We start from the raw sequence: 17053 nt of genomic DNA on the forward strand, positions 1-17053 counted from the left end.
AACGTCGCCCGCCCCGCGCTACACGTTCGTGTTCAGCGCCCGGTCGATGATCTTGGTCAGCGCGTCCACGATGCTGTCGCCCGTCACCACCGCGTACAGCACGGCGCCGAAGGCCGCGGCGGCGATGGTGCCGATGGCATATTCGGCGGTACTCATGCCGCTGTCGTCGGCCATCAGGTGGCAGAGCCGGGTCCGCACCGCCGCACTCGACGAGCGCATTCGGTGGATCCCGATCGAGCATGCTCCGTGGATCTCGTGCCGGACCGGCCTCTCGATTCGCATCTGATTCCCCTCTCCTGCGAGCCCACGCGGCGAATCCGCGCGGGAACGTCTCCATTGCCGAACCCGGCGGCGTCACAGCAGGCCGCCACCGAGCACCCGCCCGGCCAGCCCGATGATCACCGGGACGATGCCGAGGCAGATGAACGCGGGCAAGAAGCACAGCCCGAGCGGCCCGCCGATCAGCACGCCGGCCCGTTCCGCCCGCGCGGCGGCCGCATCCTCGACCGCACCGCGACGCTGCTCGGCCAGTTCCCCCACCGCCACCGCGAGCGAGGACCCGGATCGGGCCGAGCGCCTGGCCAGCCGCGCCAGCGCTTCGATCTCCCCGGACCCGTCGGTCGCCTCCCGTGCCGCCCGCTCCCAGGCGGACGCCGCATCGGCTCCCAGTGCCAGCAGGTCGGCGGCCCGGCGCAGCGGCTCTGCCAGGGCCGGTGGTGCACCAGGAACCACCGCGTATACCGCCGTGTCGATCGGCATGCCCGCCCGTAGGCACGCAGCCAGGAGGTCGAAGACCGAGGCGGCCGCCAACGGGTCGACGCCATGCCGGCGCCTCGCGCGCGCGAACCACCGAGCGGTGTCCGGCTTCTCGGCCGGGATCAGGCGGCGCGTGACCACCAGCCGCCCCGGCAGCAGCAGCATCGCGACGGCCAACAGCATCGCGGCATTCGCGGCCGGCGATCCCATGGGTGACCTCCTGATACACAGCACGATCCGAATGGTTCACAGCAGCACCCTTCGGGTGATCTCGTCCGACCACAGCAATCCGGCGCAGGCCAGGGCGGTGCCGAGCGGGAGCAGAATCGCGCCCGCAGGAGCGGTGAACAGCACCTCCAGCGGCGCGGCCCCCATGAGCTGGCCGAGGCCGACGCCGAGCAGCGGCAGCCCGGCCAAAACCGTCGCCGTAGCCTTGGCACCGGCCAGCGCGGCGGTCGTGCGGCCCCGAAAACGGATGCGGCCGATCAGATCGTTGCGCGCGGCGCCGAGCAGCTCGGCCAGCGCAAGACCGTGATGTTCGGCCACGCGCCAAGCCTCAGCGACGCGGTCGAGTTCGGCCGCGATCACCGAATCCGGCCTGCACAGCCCGTCCGCGCCGGACCCGCCGAGCCTGCTGCGGGCGGCACCGATCGCGAAGACTTGCGCGGCAACGCCTTTCGCATCGGCGGCCGCGGTCTCGGCGGCGACGCTCGGATGCGCACCCACCCGCAACTCGCCGATCACCGATTCGAGCGCGTCGAGCAGGTACCCGCATTCGGCGGCATGGCGGCAGTCCCGCGCGTTGCGCCGCCCACGGAAGATCAGCGTCGCGGCGAGCAGCACCGCCGCGGTCAGCGGACCGACGCCGAGCACGAACGCACCCGCGCAGGCCATCGGTGCCATGAGACGGAAGACGAGGCCCCGGTTCCTCCGCGGGCGTGCGGCGACGTCCCTGAACAGCTCGCCGAACCGCCGCTTCGGCACCGCCACCGGCGCCACCAGCAGCGCGAGCACCAGGCACGCCAGTGCGCCGATCATCGCCCGAGCCGATCGTCGAGCAACTGCCGCAGGCGCGCGGCCGCCGGTGTCTCCGCTCCATCCGCACGCCAGGCCGCACTGATCCGGACATGGCCGGAGTCGTCGCGACGGACCAGCCCGATCTCCTGGAGACCTCGGCTGCCGTCGGCTCTGCGGTGAACGTGCAGGATCACCTGGACCGCGGCAGCGAGCTGACTGTGCAGAGCGGCTCGATCCATACCGCCGAGCGCCGCCAGCGCTTCCAGACGCGCGGGCACTTCGCCCGGCGAGTTGGCGTGCACGGTGCCCGCTCCCCCGTCGTGCCCGGTATTCAAGGCGGTGAGCAGGTCGACGACCTCGGCGCCGCGCACCTCCCCCACCACGATCCGGTCGGGCCGCATGCGCAGGGCTTGGCGCACGAGTTCACGCACCGTCACCTGGCCGACACCCTCGACGTTGGCGGTGCGGGCGACCAACCGCACCACATGCGGATGCGGCGGTGCGAGCTCGGCGGCATCCTCGACGCAAATGATGCGTTCGGCGGGATCGACCGTGGCCAGCAGGCCGGACAAGAGCGTAGTTTTGCCCGCGCCAGTGCCGCCGACAACCAGGAAAGCCAGCCGGGCCGCGACGATGCGCTCCAACAGCATCTTCGCTTCGACGGCAACGGCCCCCATCGCGACCAGCGCATCCAAGCCCTGCGTCGCCGGGCGCAGCACTCGAAGCGACAGGCAGGTGCCGCCGTGCGCCACCGGAGCCAGTACCGCATGCAACCGCACCCCGAACGATTCGCCCAGCACCGCATCTCGACCGGGCAAGGTGGCGTCCACCCACGGTTGGGCGTCGTCGAGGCGCCGGCCCGCGGCCGAGGCCAGCCGCTGCGCCAGTCTGCGTACCGCGGCCTCGTCGGCGAAGCCGATCGACGTCTTCTCGATCCCGCGACCCCGGTCGATCCAGACCTCGTCGGGTGCGGTGACCAGCACATCGGCGACCTTGGTGTCGTGCAACAGCGGTTCGAGCACGCCCGCGCCGGTCAATTCGGTCTGTAGTAGCCGCAGCGCGCGCAGCAGGTCGGTGTCGCCGAGCACCCCACCGGCTTCGGCCCGGATCGCGGCGGCGACCTCGGCCGGGTCGGGATCTCCGGCCGCTCCCGCCAAACGCTCGCGAACCCGGTCCAGCAGCTCCGCCGTCACCAGCGCGCCCATTGCTCCCCCTTCGACCATTCGGGCCGGCGCCTCCACAGCGGCAATCGCAGGAAGGCCGACAAAGCCAGGTAATCCGTTGCCCTGCCATTCATTTCGCCAACTCCGCCGGCACGCCGAGCACCATGAGCACCGCGTCGGCCGCCTCCCGCAGCGGCCCGCGGCCGACCGAGAGCCCACCGCGCTCCAGCCGAGCGGGTAGCCCAGGCTGAGCGCGCACCGCCGCCAGCAGTGGCAGGTCGAGCACCTCGGCGATCTCCGGTCCGCGCAGTCCGCCCGGTGCAGGACCACGAACAATGAGGCCGCGGTTCGGATTTCGCCGGCCGATATGTACCGAGACCGCTTCCGCGGCGGCGACCGCGCGCAGACCGGCGGTGACGACGAGGACCACCAGATCGGCGGCGTCGAGGACTTGATCGGCATGCGGCGAGCGTTCGGCCGAGAGGTCGCAGACGACGAGATCGCCTGCGGCCCGGCCCGCTTCGATGACGGCGTGCATGGCGCCGCCGCCGATCACCGGACGGGCGCTACCACCCCGGCCACAGGAGAGCACTGCCAGCCCGGGCGCGGCGGACGGCAGCGCGCCGTGCAGGGCGGCGGCAGATATCCGGCCGTCTTCGACGATGAGGTCGGGCCAGCGCAGGCCCGGTGTCTTCTCGATGCCGAGCAGCATGTCGATTCCGCCGCCCAGCGGTGCGCCGTCGACCAGCAGGGTGTGGCGCCGGAAGCCGGTGTGAGCTGAGCGCAGGGCCAGCGCGGCCGACAGCACCGAGGCGCCGGCGCCGCCGCATGCGCCGGTGACGGCGACCACCACGCCGCCGCCTGCGTGGTGTTCGCCGCGTTCGGCGAACGCCTCGATGAGCCCGACCGCGGCGCCCGGTAGCGCGATGACGCGTTCGGCGCCGACGGCTGCGGCGGCTTGCCAGTCGATGAGTTCGGGTTCCCCGTCGGTGACGGTGACGACACCGGCGCGTCGTAGGTAGCCGGCTTCGGCGCAAGCTACCGCGGCGGGGGTGTCGAGGATCACCAGCGGTGCGCCGGCCCAGGCGTGCCTGCCGACGGGCATCGCGCGTTCGTCGATCTCGCGTTCCGCGGCGGCCGCCACACGCCTGACTTCCTCGCGCAAGCCTGGCGTGCCGATGATCGCCAGCGCCGGTGCTGCGGGTGGCCGGTCGGTCGCTTCGAAGTCCATGCAGGTCAGCGTCGCGGACTGCGAACGCACACAACAGGGCCGTTTCGCCGAATGTGGATAACTCGCCTGCTGTGGATAACGCCGGAAGAACCACTGGCCGCCGCCGTGCCCGGCGCTGCGACAACCGACCTGTCCCGAAATAGAGGACGGCCCCAGCCGGGGGGGGGAGGAGGCTGGGGCCGTCGGGTTCAGCCCCGGGGGGTCGGGCTGAACGCGCCTGGAACATGTCCAGGTGCCAGCAATACTACACCCAAGGTCCGGCGCAAGCGCAAGTCCAATGTTGAAGAAGTTTCGCCGGGGCGCCTCGGCCTCCGGCGGGCGCGCCGGAGCGTCGACGGCAGCGCCTATCCTTGACCCCGTGACGGCCAACGGCGAGCAGACCGGACATCCGCACCACGGCAGCGAGCGGGCCGGTCGGGTGGCGGCGTTTTTCGATCTCGACAAGACCGTGATCGCGAAGTCGAGCACCTACGTGTTCAGCAAACCGTTCTTCGCGCAGGGCCTGTTGAACCGGCGGGCGGTACTGGAGAGCAGCTACGCGCATTTCATGTTTCTGCTCTCCGGCGCCGACCACGATCAGATGGAGCGGATGCGCGCGCACCTGACCAGCATGTGCGCCGGCTGGGATGTCGAACAGGTGAAATCCATTGTGGCCGAGACCTTGCACGAGCTGGTCGACCCGCTGGTCTATGCCGAGGCCGCCGATCTGATCGCCGATCACAAGATCCGCGGCCACGATGTGGTGATCGTCTCGGCTTCCGGCGAGGAGATCGTCGCGCCGATCGCCGAAGCACTCGGCGCCGATCACACCGCGGCCACCAGAATGGTCGTGCAGGACGGCAAGTACACCGGCGAGGTGGAGTTCTACTGCTACGGCGAGGGCAAGGTCACCGCGATCGAAAAGCTCGCCGCCGCCGAGGGTTACGACCTGTCGCGGTGCTACGCGTATTCGGATTCGATCACCGATCTGCCACTGCTCTCGGCGGTCGGCCATCCGACGGCGGTGAACCCCGATCGCGCCCTGCGACGCGAGGCGGTGGCCCGGAGCTGGCCGATCCTGACCTTCTCCAACCCGGTGTCGCTGTGGTCGCGGTTCCAGGCGCCGTCCTCCACCACAGTGGCGGCCACGGCGGCGGTGGGTGTGAGCGCTGTGCTGGCGGGTGCGATCAGCTACCGACTGCTGCGTCGGCGCCGCTGACGACGGCCGCGAAGCCGGGTACGCCAGGGCCTTACGGGCCGCGGCGGGGAGGCCGGCCGGTACGCCCGTACAAGATCGCGAACTGTGCCGCGACCTGGGATTCAACCACGAAACGCCGGGAGACACGCCGATAATTCGATGTTTTCCGACCTCTTGCTGTGAGTGCGCTCACGGTGTAAAAATGAAGGCACGGAAGGACGGAAGGCCAGGACGGAGTCGGAAGAGAAGGCTCAGCCCCCCATCCCACCCTTCCCAGCACGGACGCCAGGCACCCACGCGGAGCGCGCCGCGACAAGGGCAAAAGCGTTGTGGGCCTGCGACATTCGAGCTGTCGACGGCGAGCGCCTCGCATAATTGCGGGGATGAGCCGCGGTGGAATCGGATCACTCGCCGAGGCCGAAGAACACAACCCACCCAGCACGCTTGGTAACCGGGTTGTCCGTGCTAGCGGGCGGTGAGGTCGGTGACGACAACGCCGCCCGCTTCGATATGTCCGGACCTATCCCTACAGACCTAGCTCCCCTGACCAGAGGCGGCGTCGGCGATCGACGTCGCCTCTCGTGCGCCGTCCTCGAGCGCACCGCAGCACAGGATCACCCAGCTGCCGACCCCCTCGGGAGTGCCCGTCCCGAACGCCGCCGCGGCATCCAGGTAGGCCTGGCGCCTGCGCAGCCAGAACACCTCGGGCACCCCGAGACTGTGCGGATCGAGTCCGGTCGACACCGCCACCAGCCGCGACGCCGCCCGCGCGACGATCCCGTCGGCGGTGCCGAACGGCTTCAAGGTCAGCAGTTCCCCGTGCACCACGGCCGCGATCACCGGGGCGGGCGCCGAGGATCCGAGCACGGTCTGCGCGAGCAGGTCCAGCCGCTGGGCCACCCCGTCGTCAGCGCGCGGCCTGCCGAGTTCGGCCTCGTCGGAGACCAGGTCGGCCGCGGCGAGCAGATGCAGCCGGGCCAGCGCCTGCAAGGGCGCACGCTGCCAGGTGCCGACGAGATTGCGTAGCGCGTCACCGTCGAGCGCCTGGCCGACCCGCAGCGATCCGGCCAGAATCGGATCGCTGACGTTGCCGTCGGCGGGCAGCTCCACACTGCCGCCGTCGATGGCGGCCGACGACCGCGCGGCCCGGACGGCCGCCTCGGCCGCCGTGGTCGGCCAGCCGCGACGGTTGCTCTTGTGCCGGTGCACCTCGGCGAGCGCATCGCGGGCCTTGTCGGCGGCGGCGCGCACACCGGGCAGTTCGACGAGGGGCTGCAGCGGATCGGTCACGATTGACGAGGCTACTGCCGTGGCCTCGGTCAGCTCACCAGCAGGTCCCGGCCCGGAATGGCGTCGAGCAACCGGCGGGTGTAGTCCTCGCGCGGATTGTCGAACACCTCGTCGGTCGGTGCGGCCTCGACCACCCGGCCCGCGCACATCACCAGCACCTCGTCGGCGATCTGCCGGACGACGGCCAGGTCGTGGGTGATGAACAGATACGACAGCCCCAGCTCGGCTTGCAGGTCGTTGAGCAGCTCCAGGATCTGGGCCTGGACCAGCACGTCCAGCGCGGAGACCGCCTCGTCACAGACCACGAGCTCGGGCGAAAGGGCAAGGGCGCGGGCGATGGCGACGCGCTGGCGTTGACCGCCGGACAGCTCGTTCGGGTAGCGCGACAGCACATCGGCCGGTAGCGCGACCTTGTCGAGCAGGTCGCGCACCGTGGCGTCGCGTTCGGCGCGGCTGCCGATGCCGTGGGTGCGTAGCGGCTCGGTCAGGGTGCGGTGGATGGAGTACATGGGGTCGAGCGAGCCGTAGGGGTTCTGGAAGATCGGCTGCACCCTTCGCCGGAATGCCAGCGGCGATGTCCGGCTCAGCTGGGCCACGTCGGCGCCGTCGAAGGTCACCGTCCCCGAGGTCGGCTCCAGCAAACCGAGCACCATCTGGGCGACCGTGGACTTGCCGGATCCGGATTCGCCGACGATGGCGGTGGTCGTTCCGCGCCGCATCCGGAATCCGACGTCGTCCACGGCGAGCAATTCGGTCGACTTCCATGGCACCGATCCCCGGATCCGGTACCGTTTGGTGAGCCGGTCGACCACCAGGATCTCTTCGCCTGCAACGGTATCCGCTTCCTCGGCGACCTCGATCGCCTGCCGCCGCACCTGCGCGCGCGCCATCCGCACCGACCGCCGCCCGGCCGCCAGCGAGGGCGCCGATTCGACCAGCCGACGTGTGTACTCGTGCTGCGGGTCACGCAGGATCTCCAGCGCCGGACCGGATTCCACCACCCGGCCGCGATACATCACCACCAGATGTTCGGCCCGTTCGGCGGCCAGCCCGAGATCGTGGGTGATCAGCAGCATCGCGGTGCCCAGCTGCCCGGTGAGATCGTCGATGTGATCGAGGATCTGCCGCTGCACGGTGACGTCGAGGGCGGAGGTGGGCTCGTCGGCGATGAGCAGGTCCGGGCGCCCGGACAGCCCGATCGCGATCAGGGCGCGCTGGCGCAGACCACCGGACAGCTCGTGCGGATACTGGTTCATCCGATGTTCCGGATCCGGGATACCCGCCTCGCGCAGCAGCTCGGCGGCCCGTTCGCGCGCTTGCTTGCCGTGTGCGATTCCATTGGCGGCCAGGGTTTCGGTGATCTGGAAACCGATCTTCCATACCGGGTTCAGATTCGACATCGGGTCCTGGGGGACGAACCCGATACCGTTGCCGCGCACCCCGATCAACTCCGATTCCGGTGCCGCCGCCAGGTCGCGGCCGGCGAAACGAATAGCACCGGACACCACTCGTCCGCCACTGGGCAGCAGTCCGATCACCGCATGGGCGGTGGTCGATTTGCCGGACCCGGATTCGCCGACGATCGCCACGGTCTGGCCGGGATAGACCGTCAGATCGACGCCTCGGACGGCCTCGACCCGATCGGCTCCCGAACCGAAAGCGACGTGCAGATCACGGATCTCGAGCAGCGGCACGGCCTGTTCGCCGGTCTCGGGCGCGGCGTTCATGCTCGCCTCCTGCGGGACTTCGGATCGAGAGCGTCGCTGAGCGCGTCGCCGAGCATGATGAAGCTGAGCACCGTCAGCGCGAGCGCCGTCGCGGGATAGAACAGGATCAGCGAGCCGCCGCGCAACTGCTGCTGGCCGGTCGCGATATCGGCACCCCAGGACACCTCGGTGGGCGGCAGACCGACACCGAGAAACGACAGCGTGGCCTCGGTGACGATGAACACGCCCAGCCAGATGGTGGTCACCACGATGACCGGGCCGAGCGAATTCGGCACCACATGCCGCAGCAGGGTGCGAAACCGCGACACCCCCAAAGCCCGTGCCGCCAGCACGTATTCGCTGTTCTTGGCCGCGATCACCGCACCACGCGCGATCCGCGCCACCTGCGGCCAGGTGAATCCGGCCAGGATGACGATCACCAGCCCGATCGTCCGGCGTTCCGACAGCTGCATGACGACGATGGCGGCCAGCATCAGCGGGATCGCGTACACGATCTCGGCGATCCGGGAGATGATCGAGTCCAGCAGCCCACCGTAGAAGCCGGCCAGCGCGCCCAACGTCGCGCCGATCGTGACGAACAGCAGCGACGCGCCGACGCCCGTCAGCACCGACGCGCGCGCCCCGTAGACGGTGCGGGCGTAGATGTCGCAGCCTTGCAGATCGAACCCGAACCAATGCTGTGAGCTGGGCGGGAGCAGGCTGTTGTCGACCACGCAGTAGCGCGGGTCCTGGTCGGTGAACAGACCGGGGAACAGTGCCAGCAGCAGCACCAGCACGATCATCGCGACCGACACCAGGAACAGCGGATTGCGGCGCAGCCCGTGCCAGGCTTCGCCCCAGAATCCGCGCGGTGTTCCGGCCACCCGCACCCGGTCGACGGCATCGACCTCGATCTCGTCGGCCGGCGCGACCCAGCGCTGCTGCCCGGGACGGGCCCGGCCACGCTCGTCGGACATGCTCACACTCCCTTCTCACGCATAGCGGATCCGTGGATCGAGTGCCGCGTACAGCAGGTCGACGATCAGGTTGGCCAGCAGGAACACCACGATCAGCACCGTCACGAAGGAGACCACCGTCGGCGCCTCGCCGCGCACCACGGCCTGGTAGAGGGTGCCGCCGACGCCGGGGATATTGAAGATGCCCTCGGTGACGATGGCCCCGCCCATCAGCGCGCCCAGATCGGCGCCGATGAAGGTGACCACCGGGATCAGCGAGTTGCGCAGGATGTGCACCACCACGACGCGCCGACGCGGCAATCCTTTCGCGGTGGCGGTCTTCACGTAGTCGGCGTCCCGGTTCTCCACCACCGAGCTGCGGGTCAGGCGCAGCACGTAGGCGAACGAGAGCGCGCCGAGCACCATCGCCGGCACGATCAGCCGGGCGAAACTGGCGTCGGCGCCGACGGTCACCGGCGCGATCCCCCACTCGATGCCGAACAGATACTGCGCGAGGAACGCCAGCACGAACACCGGAACCGCGATCACGATCAGGCTGGCCACCAGCATTGTCGAATCGAACAGCTTGCCCTTGCGCAACCCGGCGATGACGCCGAAGAACACCCCGAACACCGTCTCGAACAGCACCGCGAGCAGCGCCAGCCGGAAGGTGATCGGGAAGGCGCGCGCGAGTTCTTCGCTGACCGGACGTCCGGAGAACGAGGTGCCGAGATCGAAGGTGAAGATGCCCTTCAAGTAGTACAGGTACTGCACGATGAAGGGGCGATCCAGGTGATAGCGGGCCTGTAGTTGGGCTTCCAGCGCGGGGGTGAGTGTTCGTTCACCGGCGAGGGCGGCCACCGATCCGCCGGAGACCTTGTAGATCAGGAAGTAGATGAGCAGGGTGGCGCCGAAGAACACGGGGATCATCTGCAACAGCCGCCGCACGATGTACCAGGCCATACGCTCTCCTCATTCTCCGGCGGCTCAGCGCAGCTCGATGTTCTCGAAGTCGGCCAAGCCGTTCCAGGCGAAGGCGACATTGCGGACGCGCTCGGAATAGCCCGCGGAGTTGACGTAGTCGAAGACCGGGATGGTCGGCAGGTCGCGCAGCAGCACCGTCTGCGCCTGTGCGACCAGTTCCCAGGACCGTTCCTCGGTCGGTGCGGCTTCGGCGGCGGCGATCAGCGCGTCGAATTCCGGGTTGTGGTAGTCGAAATCGTTGGTGGCGGAGTTGCTCAGGAACCCGGGTTCCAGGAATTGCAACATGGTCGGGTAGTCGCCCTGCCAGCCGGACCGGAACGCCTTGCCGACGGTCCGTGTGGTGACCTGGTCGCGCAGCTGTTTGAAGGTCGGCAGCGCGGCGCCGACAGCTTCGATGCCGAGGGTGTTCTTGATGCTGTTGGCGACCGCGTCGACCCAGGCCTGATGGCCACCGTCGGCGTTGTAGGCGATCTCGAAACGTCCACTCCACGGGGAGATCTCGTTCGCCTGCGCCCACAGTTTGCGGGCCTGTTCGGGGTTGTAATCGAGCACCTCCGAGCCGGGCAGGTTCGGGTTGTAGCCCGGCAGCACCCGCGAGGTGTAGTCGCGTGCGGGCTTGCGGGTACCCCGGAAGATCTTGTCGCCGATGCGTTCCCGCTGGATCGCCATGGAGATGGCGTGTCTGCGCAGCCTGCCCTCTTCGCCGTCGAAATGCGGCAGGCCCGGTTGAGTGCCGATCCACTGGTTCTGCGCGGTGGGCGCGGAGACGGCGCGCTCGCCGAGATCGTCGTCGACGACGGTGAGCGCGCTGGGCGGGACGGTGTCGAGCACGTCGAGATTGCCGGCCAGCAGATCCGAATAGGCGGCGTCGAAATTCGAGTAGAAGACGAAGGTCAAGCCCTTGTTCCTGGCCGGGCGCCCGCCGCGGTAGCTCTCGTTGGGCACCAGGTCCAGCTTCACATCGTGCTGCCAGGCGTCACCGTCGGCGAAGCGATACGGGCCGTTGCCGATCGGGCGCTGGCCGAACGACTCGATATCCTCGAACGCCACCTCGGGCAGCGGATAGAACGGCGCGTACGCCAACCGGGTCCGGAAGTCGATGGTCGGCGCCTTCAGATCGACGGTGAAGGTGAGCTCGTCGATCACCCGCAGCCCCGACATCGTCTGCGCGCGTGGCGGATCGGCCTGCACATCGTCGAATCCGACGATCGGCTCGTAGGTGTAGCTCTGCAACTGCGCGTTGGTGATCAGCGCGCCGAAATTCCAGGCGTCGACGAACGAGTGTGCGGTGACCGGCGAGCCGTCGCTGAAGGTCCAGCCGGGTTTCAACCGGATCAGATAGTGCTGCTGGTCGGTGGTCTCGATGGATTGGGCGACCTCGTCGTGCAGGCCGCCGTTCGCATCGATGCGCCGTAGCCCGGCGAAGAGCCGGTCGACGATGCGGCCGCCGCCGTTCTCGTTGGTATTCGACGGGACCAGCGGGTTCTGCGGCTCGCTGCCGTTGACCGCGATCGATTCACCGAGCGCGGGAGTGATGGTGCAGGCGGGCACCGTCGCGGCGCACAGCAGGGCGAGCACCAACGTCGCGAGCCAGGCCGGAATCCGCATCTGCACCCCCGGAATCATCGTCGTCTGGCGGCTCGGACGCGGCGGTTTCGGGCTGCCACGGTCGAACCGGCCCTGCGCGGACCCCCGCCCGCCGATCAGAAGCCGACGATAACCACCGCGGCACCGATTTGTCAGGCGACCGGGCCGAATCGGTGTCAACCCGATGGACGGGGTGGCAGCGGCGTGGGTCACAGTTGACTACTGTCGAAACCGGCCGCATGCGCAGGTGATGTGAAGGAAGTGACGAGATGACCGAAACCACCGCCGATCACCAGGACTCGTACCCGCCCAGCGCGGCATTCGCCGCCGCCGCGAATGCCGATGCCGAGATCTACCGCCGCGCCGACGCCGACCGCGAAGGCTTCTGGGCCGAACAGGCGCAGCGTCTGCACTGGCATGAGCCGTGGAGCCAGGTACTGGACTGGTCGGACGCTCCGGTCGCGAAATGGTTCGCCGACGGCAAGCTCAATGTCGCTTACAACTGCGTCGACCGGCATGTGCTCGACGGCCACGGCGAGCAGGTCGCCATCCACTGGGAGGGCGAGCCGGGCGATTCCCGCGACATCACCTACAGCGAGCTGCTCGCCGAGGTCAGCCGGGCGGCGAACTACCTGACCGAACTGGGTCTCGAGGCCGGTGACCGGGTCGCCATCTACATGCCGATGATTCCCGAGGCCATCGTGTCGATGCTGGCCTGCGCGCGGCTCGGGCTCACCCATTCGGTGGTCTTCGCCGGCTTCTCCCCGTCGGCGCTGCGCCAGCGCGTCGACGACGCACGCGCCCGGCTGATCATCACCACCGACGGCCAGTGGCGGCGCGGCAAGCCCGCACCGTTGAAGGAGGCGGTGGACGAGGCGCTGTACGCCAAGGGCGATGTGCCGCACAGCGTCGAACGCGTGCTTGTGGTGCGGCGAACGAACGTCGAGGTGCCGTGGACCGAGGGTCGCGACCTGTGGTGGCACGACACCGTCGCCCAGGCTTCCCCCGAGCACGAAGCCAAGCCCTTCGACGCCGAACACCCCCTGTTCATCCTCTACACCTCCGGCACCACCGGAAAACCCAAAGGCATCCTGCACACCACCGGCGGCTACCTCACTCAGACCGCCTACACCCACCACTACGTCTTCGACCACAAACCCGGCGCCGACGTCTACTGGTGCACCGCCGACATCGGCTGGGTCACCGGCCACAGCTACATCGTCTACGGCCCCCTCGCCAACCGCGCCACCCAGGTCGTCTACGAAGGCACCCCCAACTTCCCGGATGAGCACCGGCACTGGCAGATCATCGAAAAGTACGGCGTCACCATCTATTACACGGCGCCCACACTCATCCGGACCTTCATGAAGTGGGGTCGTGAGATCCCGGACGCGCACGATCTGTCCTCGATCCGGGTGCTGGGCTCGGTCGGCGAGCCGATCAACCCGGAGGCCTGGCGGTGGTACCGGGAGGTGATCGGTTCCGGCAGCGCGCCCATCGTGGACACCTGGTGGCAGACCGAGACCGGTTCGATCATGATCTCCCCACTGCCCGGCGTCACCGCGGCCAAGCCCGGCGCGGCCATGACCCCGCTGCCCGGCATCTCCGCGAAGGTCGTCGACGAAGAGGGTGCCGTGGTGCGCCCGGCCGGTGATTCGGCCGTCGTCGGCTACCTCGTGCTCGACCAGCCGTGGCCGTCCATGCTGCGCGGCATCTGGGGCGATATGGAGCGGTACAAGGCCACCTACTGGCAGCGCTACGCCGAGCAGGGCTGGTACTTCGCCGGTGACGGCGCCAAACTCGACGCCGACGGCGACCTGTGGGTACTCGGCCGCGTCGACGACGTCATGAACGTCTCCGGCCACCGCATCTCCACCGCCGAGGTGGAATCGGCGCTGGTCGGTCACGCCGGCGTGGCCGAGGCGGCCGTGGTCGGCGCCAGCGACGAGACCACCGGGCAGGGCATCGTCGCGTTCGTCATCCTCACCGCCGAAGCCAAGGACACCGGCGATGAACTGGTGAACGAGCTCAAGGCCGAGGTGGCACGAGAGATCAGCCCGATCGCGCGGCCGCGCGAGATCCACGTGGTGCCGGAGCTGCCCAAGACCCGCAGCGGCAAGATCATGCGACGGCTGCTGCGCGACGTCGCCGAGGGCCGCGAACTCGGCGACACCTCGACGCTGGTGGATCCGAACGTCTTCGAGGCGATCCGGGCCTCGCGCGCCTGATCAGAACCGGCGGTTTTCCGGCAGGAGCGGCAGGTTACGCCCGGTGGATTCGGTTGTCACCGGGTGTAACCGTTAGAATTGCGTAAGGTGTGCCGGGAAGTCTGGTCGGCGCGTGGTCGTGTACGTCGAATCCCCTGCGGTTCGCCGCGCGTCTGCGGTCCCTGACCGACCGACGAGAGGTTTCCCGTGATCACAGCGGCACGCTCGGAGCTGTCCCGGTATCTGCGCACCGAAACCGTCGGCGGCTCACTGCTTCTCATCGCGGCCGCGGTGGCATTGCTGTGGGTGAACTCGCCGTGGGGCGCCTCGTACGAAACGATGACCGATACGGTGCTGGCGATTCCGTCGCTGCACCTGGAACTCACCCTGGCCGACTGGACCAAGGACGGGCTGCTCGCGGTCTTCTTCTTCGTGGCGGGCCTGGAACTCAAACGCGAACTCGTGGTCGGCGAGCTGGCCGACCGTAAACGGGCCGCACTGCCGATCATCGCCGCCGTCGGCGGTGTCATCACCCCCGCGATCATCGCCTACGCCATCGGGTACGGCGTGCCGGGCATGGATCGCGGCTGGGCCATCCCGGTCGCCACCGATATCGCGTTCGCCCTGGCGGTACTGGCCATGACCGGGTCGAGGGTCCCCGCCAGCGCGCGGGTGTTCCTGCTGAGTCTGGCCGTGGTCGACGACCTGATGGCCATCATCCTGATCGCGGTGCTGTTCACCGCCGGAGTGTCGATGCTGTGGCTGCTCGCCGCACTCGCCTGTTTCGGCGGCTGGTGGCTGGCCCAGCACAAGCGCATCCGCACCCCGCTGGTGTATCTGCCATTGGCCCTGGTGGCCTGGTACGCGCTACACGAGGCGGGCGTGCACCCGACGCTGGCCGGTGTCGGTATGGGCCTGCTGACGCGAGTCCGCAAGGACCCCGGCGAATCCGAAGCGCCCGCCACCCGCTGGGAACACCTGGTGCAACCGATCTCGGCGGGGCTGTGCGTGCCGTTGTTCGCACTGTTCGCCTCCGGAGTCCCGTTGAATGCCAGTGTGTTAGGTCAGCTGTTCACCGATCGGCTGCCGCTGGCCATCATCGCCGGTCTGCTGCTGGGTAAGACCATCGGCATCATGGGGTCGAGCTGGCTGGCCATCCGGCTCGGCATCGCCAAACGCCCCGCGCACCTCGGTTATCGCGATATGTTCGCCCTGTCGGTGCTGGGCGCGATCGGCTTCACCGTTAGCCTGCTCGTGGCGGAACTCGCGCTGGAGGACGAAACCGCCGTGGAATTGGCCAAGGCAGCGATCTTGGTGACCTCTATGGCAGCCTCACTGGCCGGTTCGGCGCTACTGTTGCGGCGTGGGCGTGTCCACCAGGCGCGGCGGGACGCGCGTGCGCTAGAACGAGAACAATGAAGCCTGGACAGGGAGAAGGGTCGACCAAGTGAGTGTCACACAGGGCGGTAACGGACGCGACGCGCATCGAGACGGCTCCCCGCACGATCCCGGACGCACCGTGACCGCGATCCCCCTGTCCGAGGTCGATCCGACCGCCTCGGCCAGCTTCGGCACCCTGGTGCGCGATGCCACCGAGCAGGTCTCCACGCTGGTGCGCGCCGAGGTAGAACTGGCCAAGGCCGAGGTGACCGGCGAGATCAAGAAGGGCCTGCAGGGCAGCGTCTTCTTCATCGTCGCGCTGACCATCCTGTTGTTCAGCAGCTTCTTCTTCTTTTTCGCGGTCGCCGAAACCCTCGACATCTGGCTGTACCGCTGGGCGGCGTTCTGGATCGTGTTCGCGCTGATGGTGATCGCCACCGCCGCCTTCGCCTTCCTCGGCTACCGCAAGGTCAAGAAGCTGCGCGCACCGGAGAAGACCATCGACTCGCTCAAGCAGACCCGTTCGGTGCTGCCCAGCGGGCTCGGCGCGCACGGCAAGCACGAGCTGACCCCCGACAAGATCGCGATGGACAAGCCCGCCCGCTGAGACACGCCCGGCCCGGGCCTACTACGCTCGGTCGGCGTGGCGTCGAACTTCCTGCCGGACCCGTCCAGCGTCCGTTATGAGGGTCCATGGACCCATCGCGACGTTCACGCCAACGGCATCCGCTTCCACATCGTGGAGGCCGCGCCCCAACGCCCGGACGCGCCCCTGGTGGTGCTGCTGCACGGATTCGCCGACTTCTGGTGGTCGTGGCGGCATCAGCTGACCGGACTGTCGGCCCTCGGCTACCGCGCCGTCGCGGTGGATCTGCGCGGCTACGGCGACAGCGATAAACCGCCACGCGGCTACGACGGCTGGACCCTCGCCGGCGATATCGCCGGACTCATCCGCGCGCTCGGCCACACCGAAGCCACCCTGGTCGGGCACGCCGACGGCGGTCTGGTCTGCTGGGCGACCGCGGTGATGCATCCGCGCCTGGTGCGGGCGATCGCGGTGATCGGCTCCCCGCATCCGGCCGCGCTCAAGAGCGCGATCCTGCGCGATCGAGCCCAGCGCAAGACCTGGCTGCCGAATTTCCTGCGCTACCAGCTCCCCCGGTACCCGGAACATCTGCTGACCCGCGGCGACGGGGCCGAGGTGGAGCGGCTGCTGCGTGAGCGGGTCGGTGCGTCCTGGTCCGGGAGCAGCGAATTCACCGACACCGTGCGCCGGATGCGCTCGGCCATCCAGATTCCCGGAGCGGCCCACTGTTCGCTGGAATATCAGCGCTGGGCGTTCCGTAGCCAATGGCGCCCGGATGGCCGCCGGTTCATGGCCATCATGCGCAAGCCCATCGACATCCCGGTGCTGTCGATGCGCGGCGAACAGGACGGTTACGTGCTCACCACGACCATCCATCGCGGCCACCGGCTCTCCCCGCGCCGCACCGTGGTCACCATCCCCGGCGCCGGGCATTTCGCGCATCAGGAGAACCCGGAGGCGGTCACCACCGAGCTGGCGAAGCTGCTGGGCTGAGGCCCCGCGTTGCTGTCGAG

Annotated in this window: 15 protein-coding genes; 5 read left to right on the forward strand and 10 right to left on the reverse strand. The window is 68.9% G+C overall.

Annotated features, from left to right (window positions below):
• Positions 1-18: 18 nt before the first annotated feature.
• The 5 genes from FEK34_RS10545 to ssd all read right to left on the reverse strand — a co-directional run bounded on the left by FEK34_RS10545 (position 19) and on the right by ssd (position 4167).
• The gene (locus tag FEK34_RS10545; protein WP_212748738.1) at positions 19-219 is read right to left on the reverse strand and encodes a DUF4244 domain-containing protein; all 201 of its coding nucleotides are present in this window, start codon (positions 217-219) and stop codon (positions 19-21) included.
• A gap of 135 nt (positions 220-354) precedes the next feature.
• Positions 355-966 (reverse strand): type II secretion system F family protein, encoded by a 612-nt coding sequence (locus tag FEK34_RS10550; RefSeq protein WP_138447685.1) that lies wholly within the window; start codon positions 964-966, stop codon positions 355-357.
• Between the two features lie 36 nt (positions 967-1002).
• Positions 1003-1794 carry a hypothetical protein gene (locus tag FEK34_RS10555; protein WP_138447686.1) on the reverse strand — a complete coding sequence of 264 codons (792 nt, stop codon included), beginning with the start codon at positions 1792-1794 and terminating at the stop codon, positions 1003-1005.
• Positions 1791-2978 carry a TadA family conjugal transfer-associated ATPase gene (locus FEK34_RS10560; RefSeq protein WP_138448096.1) on the reverse strand — a complete coding sequence of 396 codons (1188 nt, stop codon included), beginning with the start codon at positions 2976-2978 and terminating at the stop codon, positions 1791-1793. The genes FEK34_RS10555 and FEK34_RS10560 overlap by 4 nt, the downstream gene beginning before the upstream one ends.
• An 88-nt stretch (positions 2979-3066) precedes the next feature.
• A complete protein-coding gene (gene ssd, locus FEK34_RS10565; RefSeq protein WP_138447687.1) occupies positions 3067-4167 on the reverse strand; it encodes a septum site-determining protein Ssd in 1101 nt (366 codons plus the stop codon).
• Positions 4168-4525: 358 nt separating this feature from the next.
• On the opposite strand from ssd, the gene FEK34_RS10570 reads away from it, so the two are divergent.
• A complete protein-coding gene (locus tag FEK34_RS10570) occupies positions 4526-5365 on the forward strand; it encodes an HAD-IB family hydrolase (protein WP_138447688.1) in 840 nt (279 codons plus the stop codon).
• 513 nt (positions 5366-5878) lie between these two features.
• Here FEK34_RS10570 and FEK34_RS10575 read toward each other — a convergent pair.
• Genes FEK34_RS10575 through FEK34_RS10595 form a run of 5 tightly spaced genes read right to left on the reverse strand, consistent with a single transcriptional unit; the run spans position 5879 to position 11888 of the window.
• The gene (locus FEK34_RS10575; protein ID WP_138447689.1) at positions 5879-6634 is read right to left on the reverse strand and encodes an oxidoreductase; all 756 of its coding nucleotides are present in this window, start codon (positions 6632-6634) and stop codon (positions 5879-5881) included.
• 29 nt (positions 6635-6663) lie between these two features.
• A complete protein-coding gene (locus FEK34_RS10580; protein WP_138447690.1) occupies positions 6664-8361 on the reverse strand; it encodes an ABC transporter ATP-binding protein in 1698 nt (565 codons plus the stop codon).
• Positions 8358-9317, reverse strand: coding sequence for an ABC transporter permease (locus FEK34_RS10585; protein ID WP_138447691.1), 960 nt, complete (start codon positions 9315-9317; stop codon positions 8358-8360). Before FEK34_RS10585 ends, FEK34_RS10580 begins: the two co-directional genes overlap by 4 nt.
• 15 nt (positions 9318-9332) lie before the next feature.
• On the reverse strand, positions 9333-10259 hold the full coding sequence (locus tag FEK34_RS10590) for an ABC transporter permease (RefSeq protein WP_138447692.1): 927 nt from the start codon (positions 10257-10259) through the stop codon (positions 9333-9335).
• Positions 10260-10283: 24 nt separating this feature from the next.
• Positions 10284-11888, reverse strand: coding sequence for a peptide ABC transporter substrate-binding protein (locus FEK34_RS10595; RefSeq protein WP_138448097.1), 1605 nt, complete (start codon positions 11886-11888; stop codon positions 10284-10286).
• A gap of 248 nt (positions 11889-12136) precedes the next feature.
• Between FEK34_RS10595 and acs the strand changes: the two genes are divergently transcribed.
• The 4 genes from acs (at position 12137) to FEK34_RS10615 (ending at position 17033) form a co-directional block, all read left to right on the forward strand.
• Positions 12137-14095, forward strand: a complete 1959-nt coding sequence (gene acs, locus FEK34_RS10600) for an acetate--CoA ligase (protein WP_138447693.1) — start codon at positions 12137-12139, stop codon at positions 14093-14095.
• A 186-nt stretch (positions 14096-14281) separates the two neighbouring features.
• The gene (nhaA, locus tag FEK34_RS10605; protein WP_138447694.1) at positions 14282-15493 is read left to right on the forward strand and encodes a Na+/H+ antiporter NhaA; all 1212 of its coding nucleotides are present in this window, start codon (positions 14282-14284) and stop codon (positions 15491-15493) included.
• 28 nt (positions 15494-15521) lie between these two features.
• Positions 15522-16061, forward strand: a complete 540-nt coding sequence (locus tag FEK34_RS10610) for a phage holin family protein (RefSeq protein ID WP_432760943.1) — start codon at positions 15522-15524, stop codon at positions 16059-16061.
• A gap of 36 nt (positions 16062-16097) precedes the next feature.
• On the forward strand, positions 16098-17033 hold the full coding sequence (locus FEK34_RS10615; protein ID WP_138447695.1) for an alpha/beta fold hydrolase: 936 nt from the start codon (positions 16098-16100) through the stop codon (positions 17031-17033).
• Positions 17034-17053: the final 20 nt, after the last annotated feature.

Origin of the sequence: Nocardia cyriacigeorgica (assembly GCF_005863245.1) — a bacterium.
GTDB classification, from domain to species: Bacteria; Actinomycetota; Actinomycetes; order Mycobacteriales; family Mycobacteriaceae; genus Nocardia; species Nocardia cyriacigeorgica_C.

Excerpts from the sequence above, each read along its gene's own strand:
- FEK34_RS10545 (WP_212748738.1), bottom strand. The coding sequence starts at position 219 with ATGCGCTCGTCGAGTGCGGCGGTGCGGACCCGGCTCTGCCACCTGATG.
- FEK34_RS10550 (WP_138447685.1), bottom strand. The coding sequence starts at position 966 with ATGGGATCGCCGGCCGCGAATGCCGCGATGCTGTTGGCCGTCGCGATG.
- FEK34_RS10555 (WP_138447686.1), bottom strand. The coding sequence starts at position 1,794 with ATGATCGGCGCACTGGCGTGCCTGGTGCTCGCGCTGCTGGTGGCGCCG.
- FEK34_RS10560 (WP_138448096.1), bottom strand. The coding sequence starts at position 2,978 with ATGGGCGCGCTGGTGACGGCGGAGCTGCTGGACCGGGTTCGCGAGCGT.
- ssd (WP_138447687.1), bottom strand. The coding sequence starts at position 4,167 with ATGGACTTCGAAGCGACCGACCGGCCACCCGCAGCACCGGCGCTGGCG.
- FEK34_RS10580 (WP_138447690.1), bottom strand. The coding sequence starts at position 8,361 with ATGAACGCCGCGCCCGAGACCGGCGAACAGGCCGTGCCGCTGCTCGAG.
- FEK34_RS10585 (WP_138447691.1), bottom strand. The coding sequence starts at position 9,317 with ATGTCCGACGAGCGTGGCCGGGCCCGTCCCGGGCAGCAGCGCTGGGTC.
- FEK34_RS10590 (WP_138447692.1), bottom strand. The coding sequence starts at position 10,259 with ATGGCCTGGTACATCGTGCGGCGGCTGTTGCAGATGATCCCCGTGTTC.
- FEK34_RS10595 (WP_138448097.1), bottom strand. The coding sequence starts at position 11,888 with ATGCGGATTCCGGCCTGGCTCGCGACGTTGGTGCTCGCCCTGCTGTGC.
- acs (WP_138447693.1), top strand. The coding sequence starts at position 12,137 with ATGACCGAAACCACCGCCGATCACCAGGACTCGTACCCGCCCAGCGCG.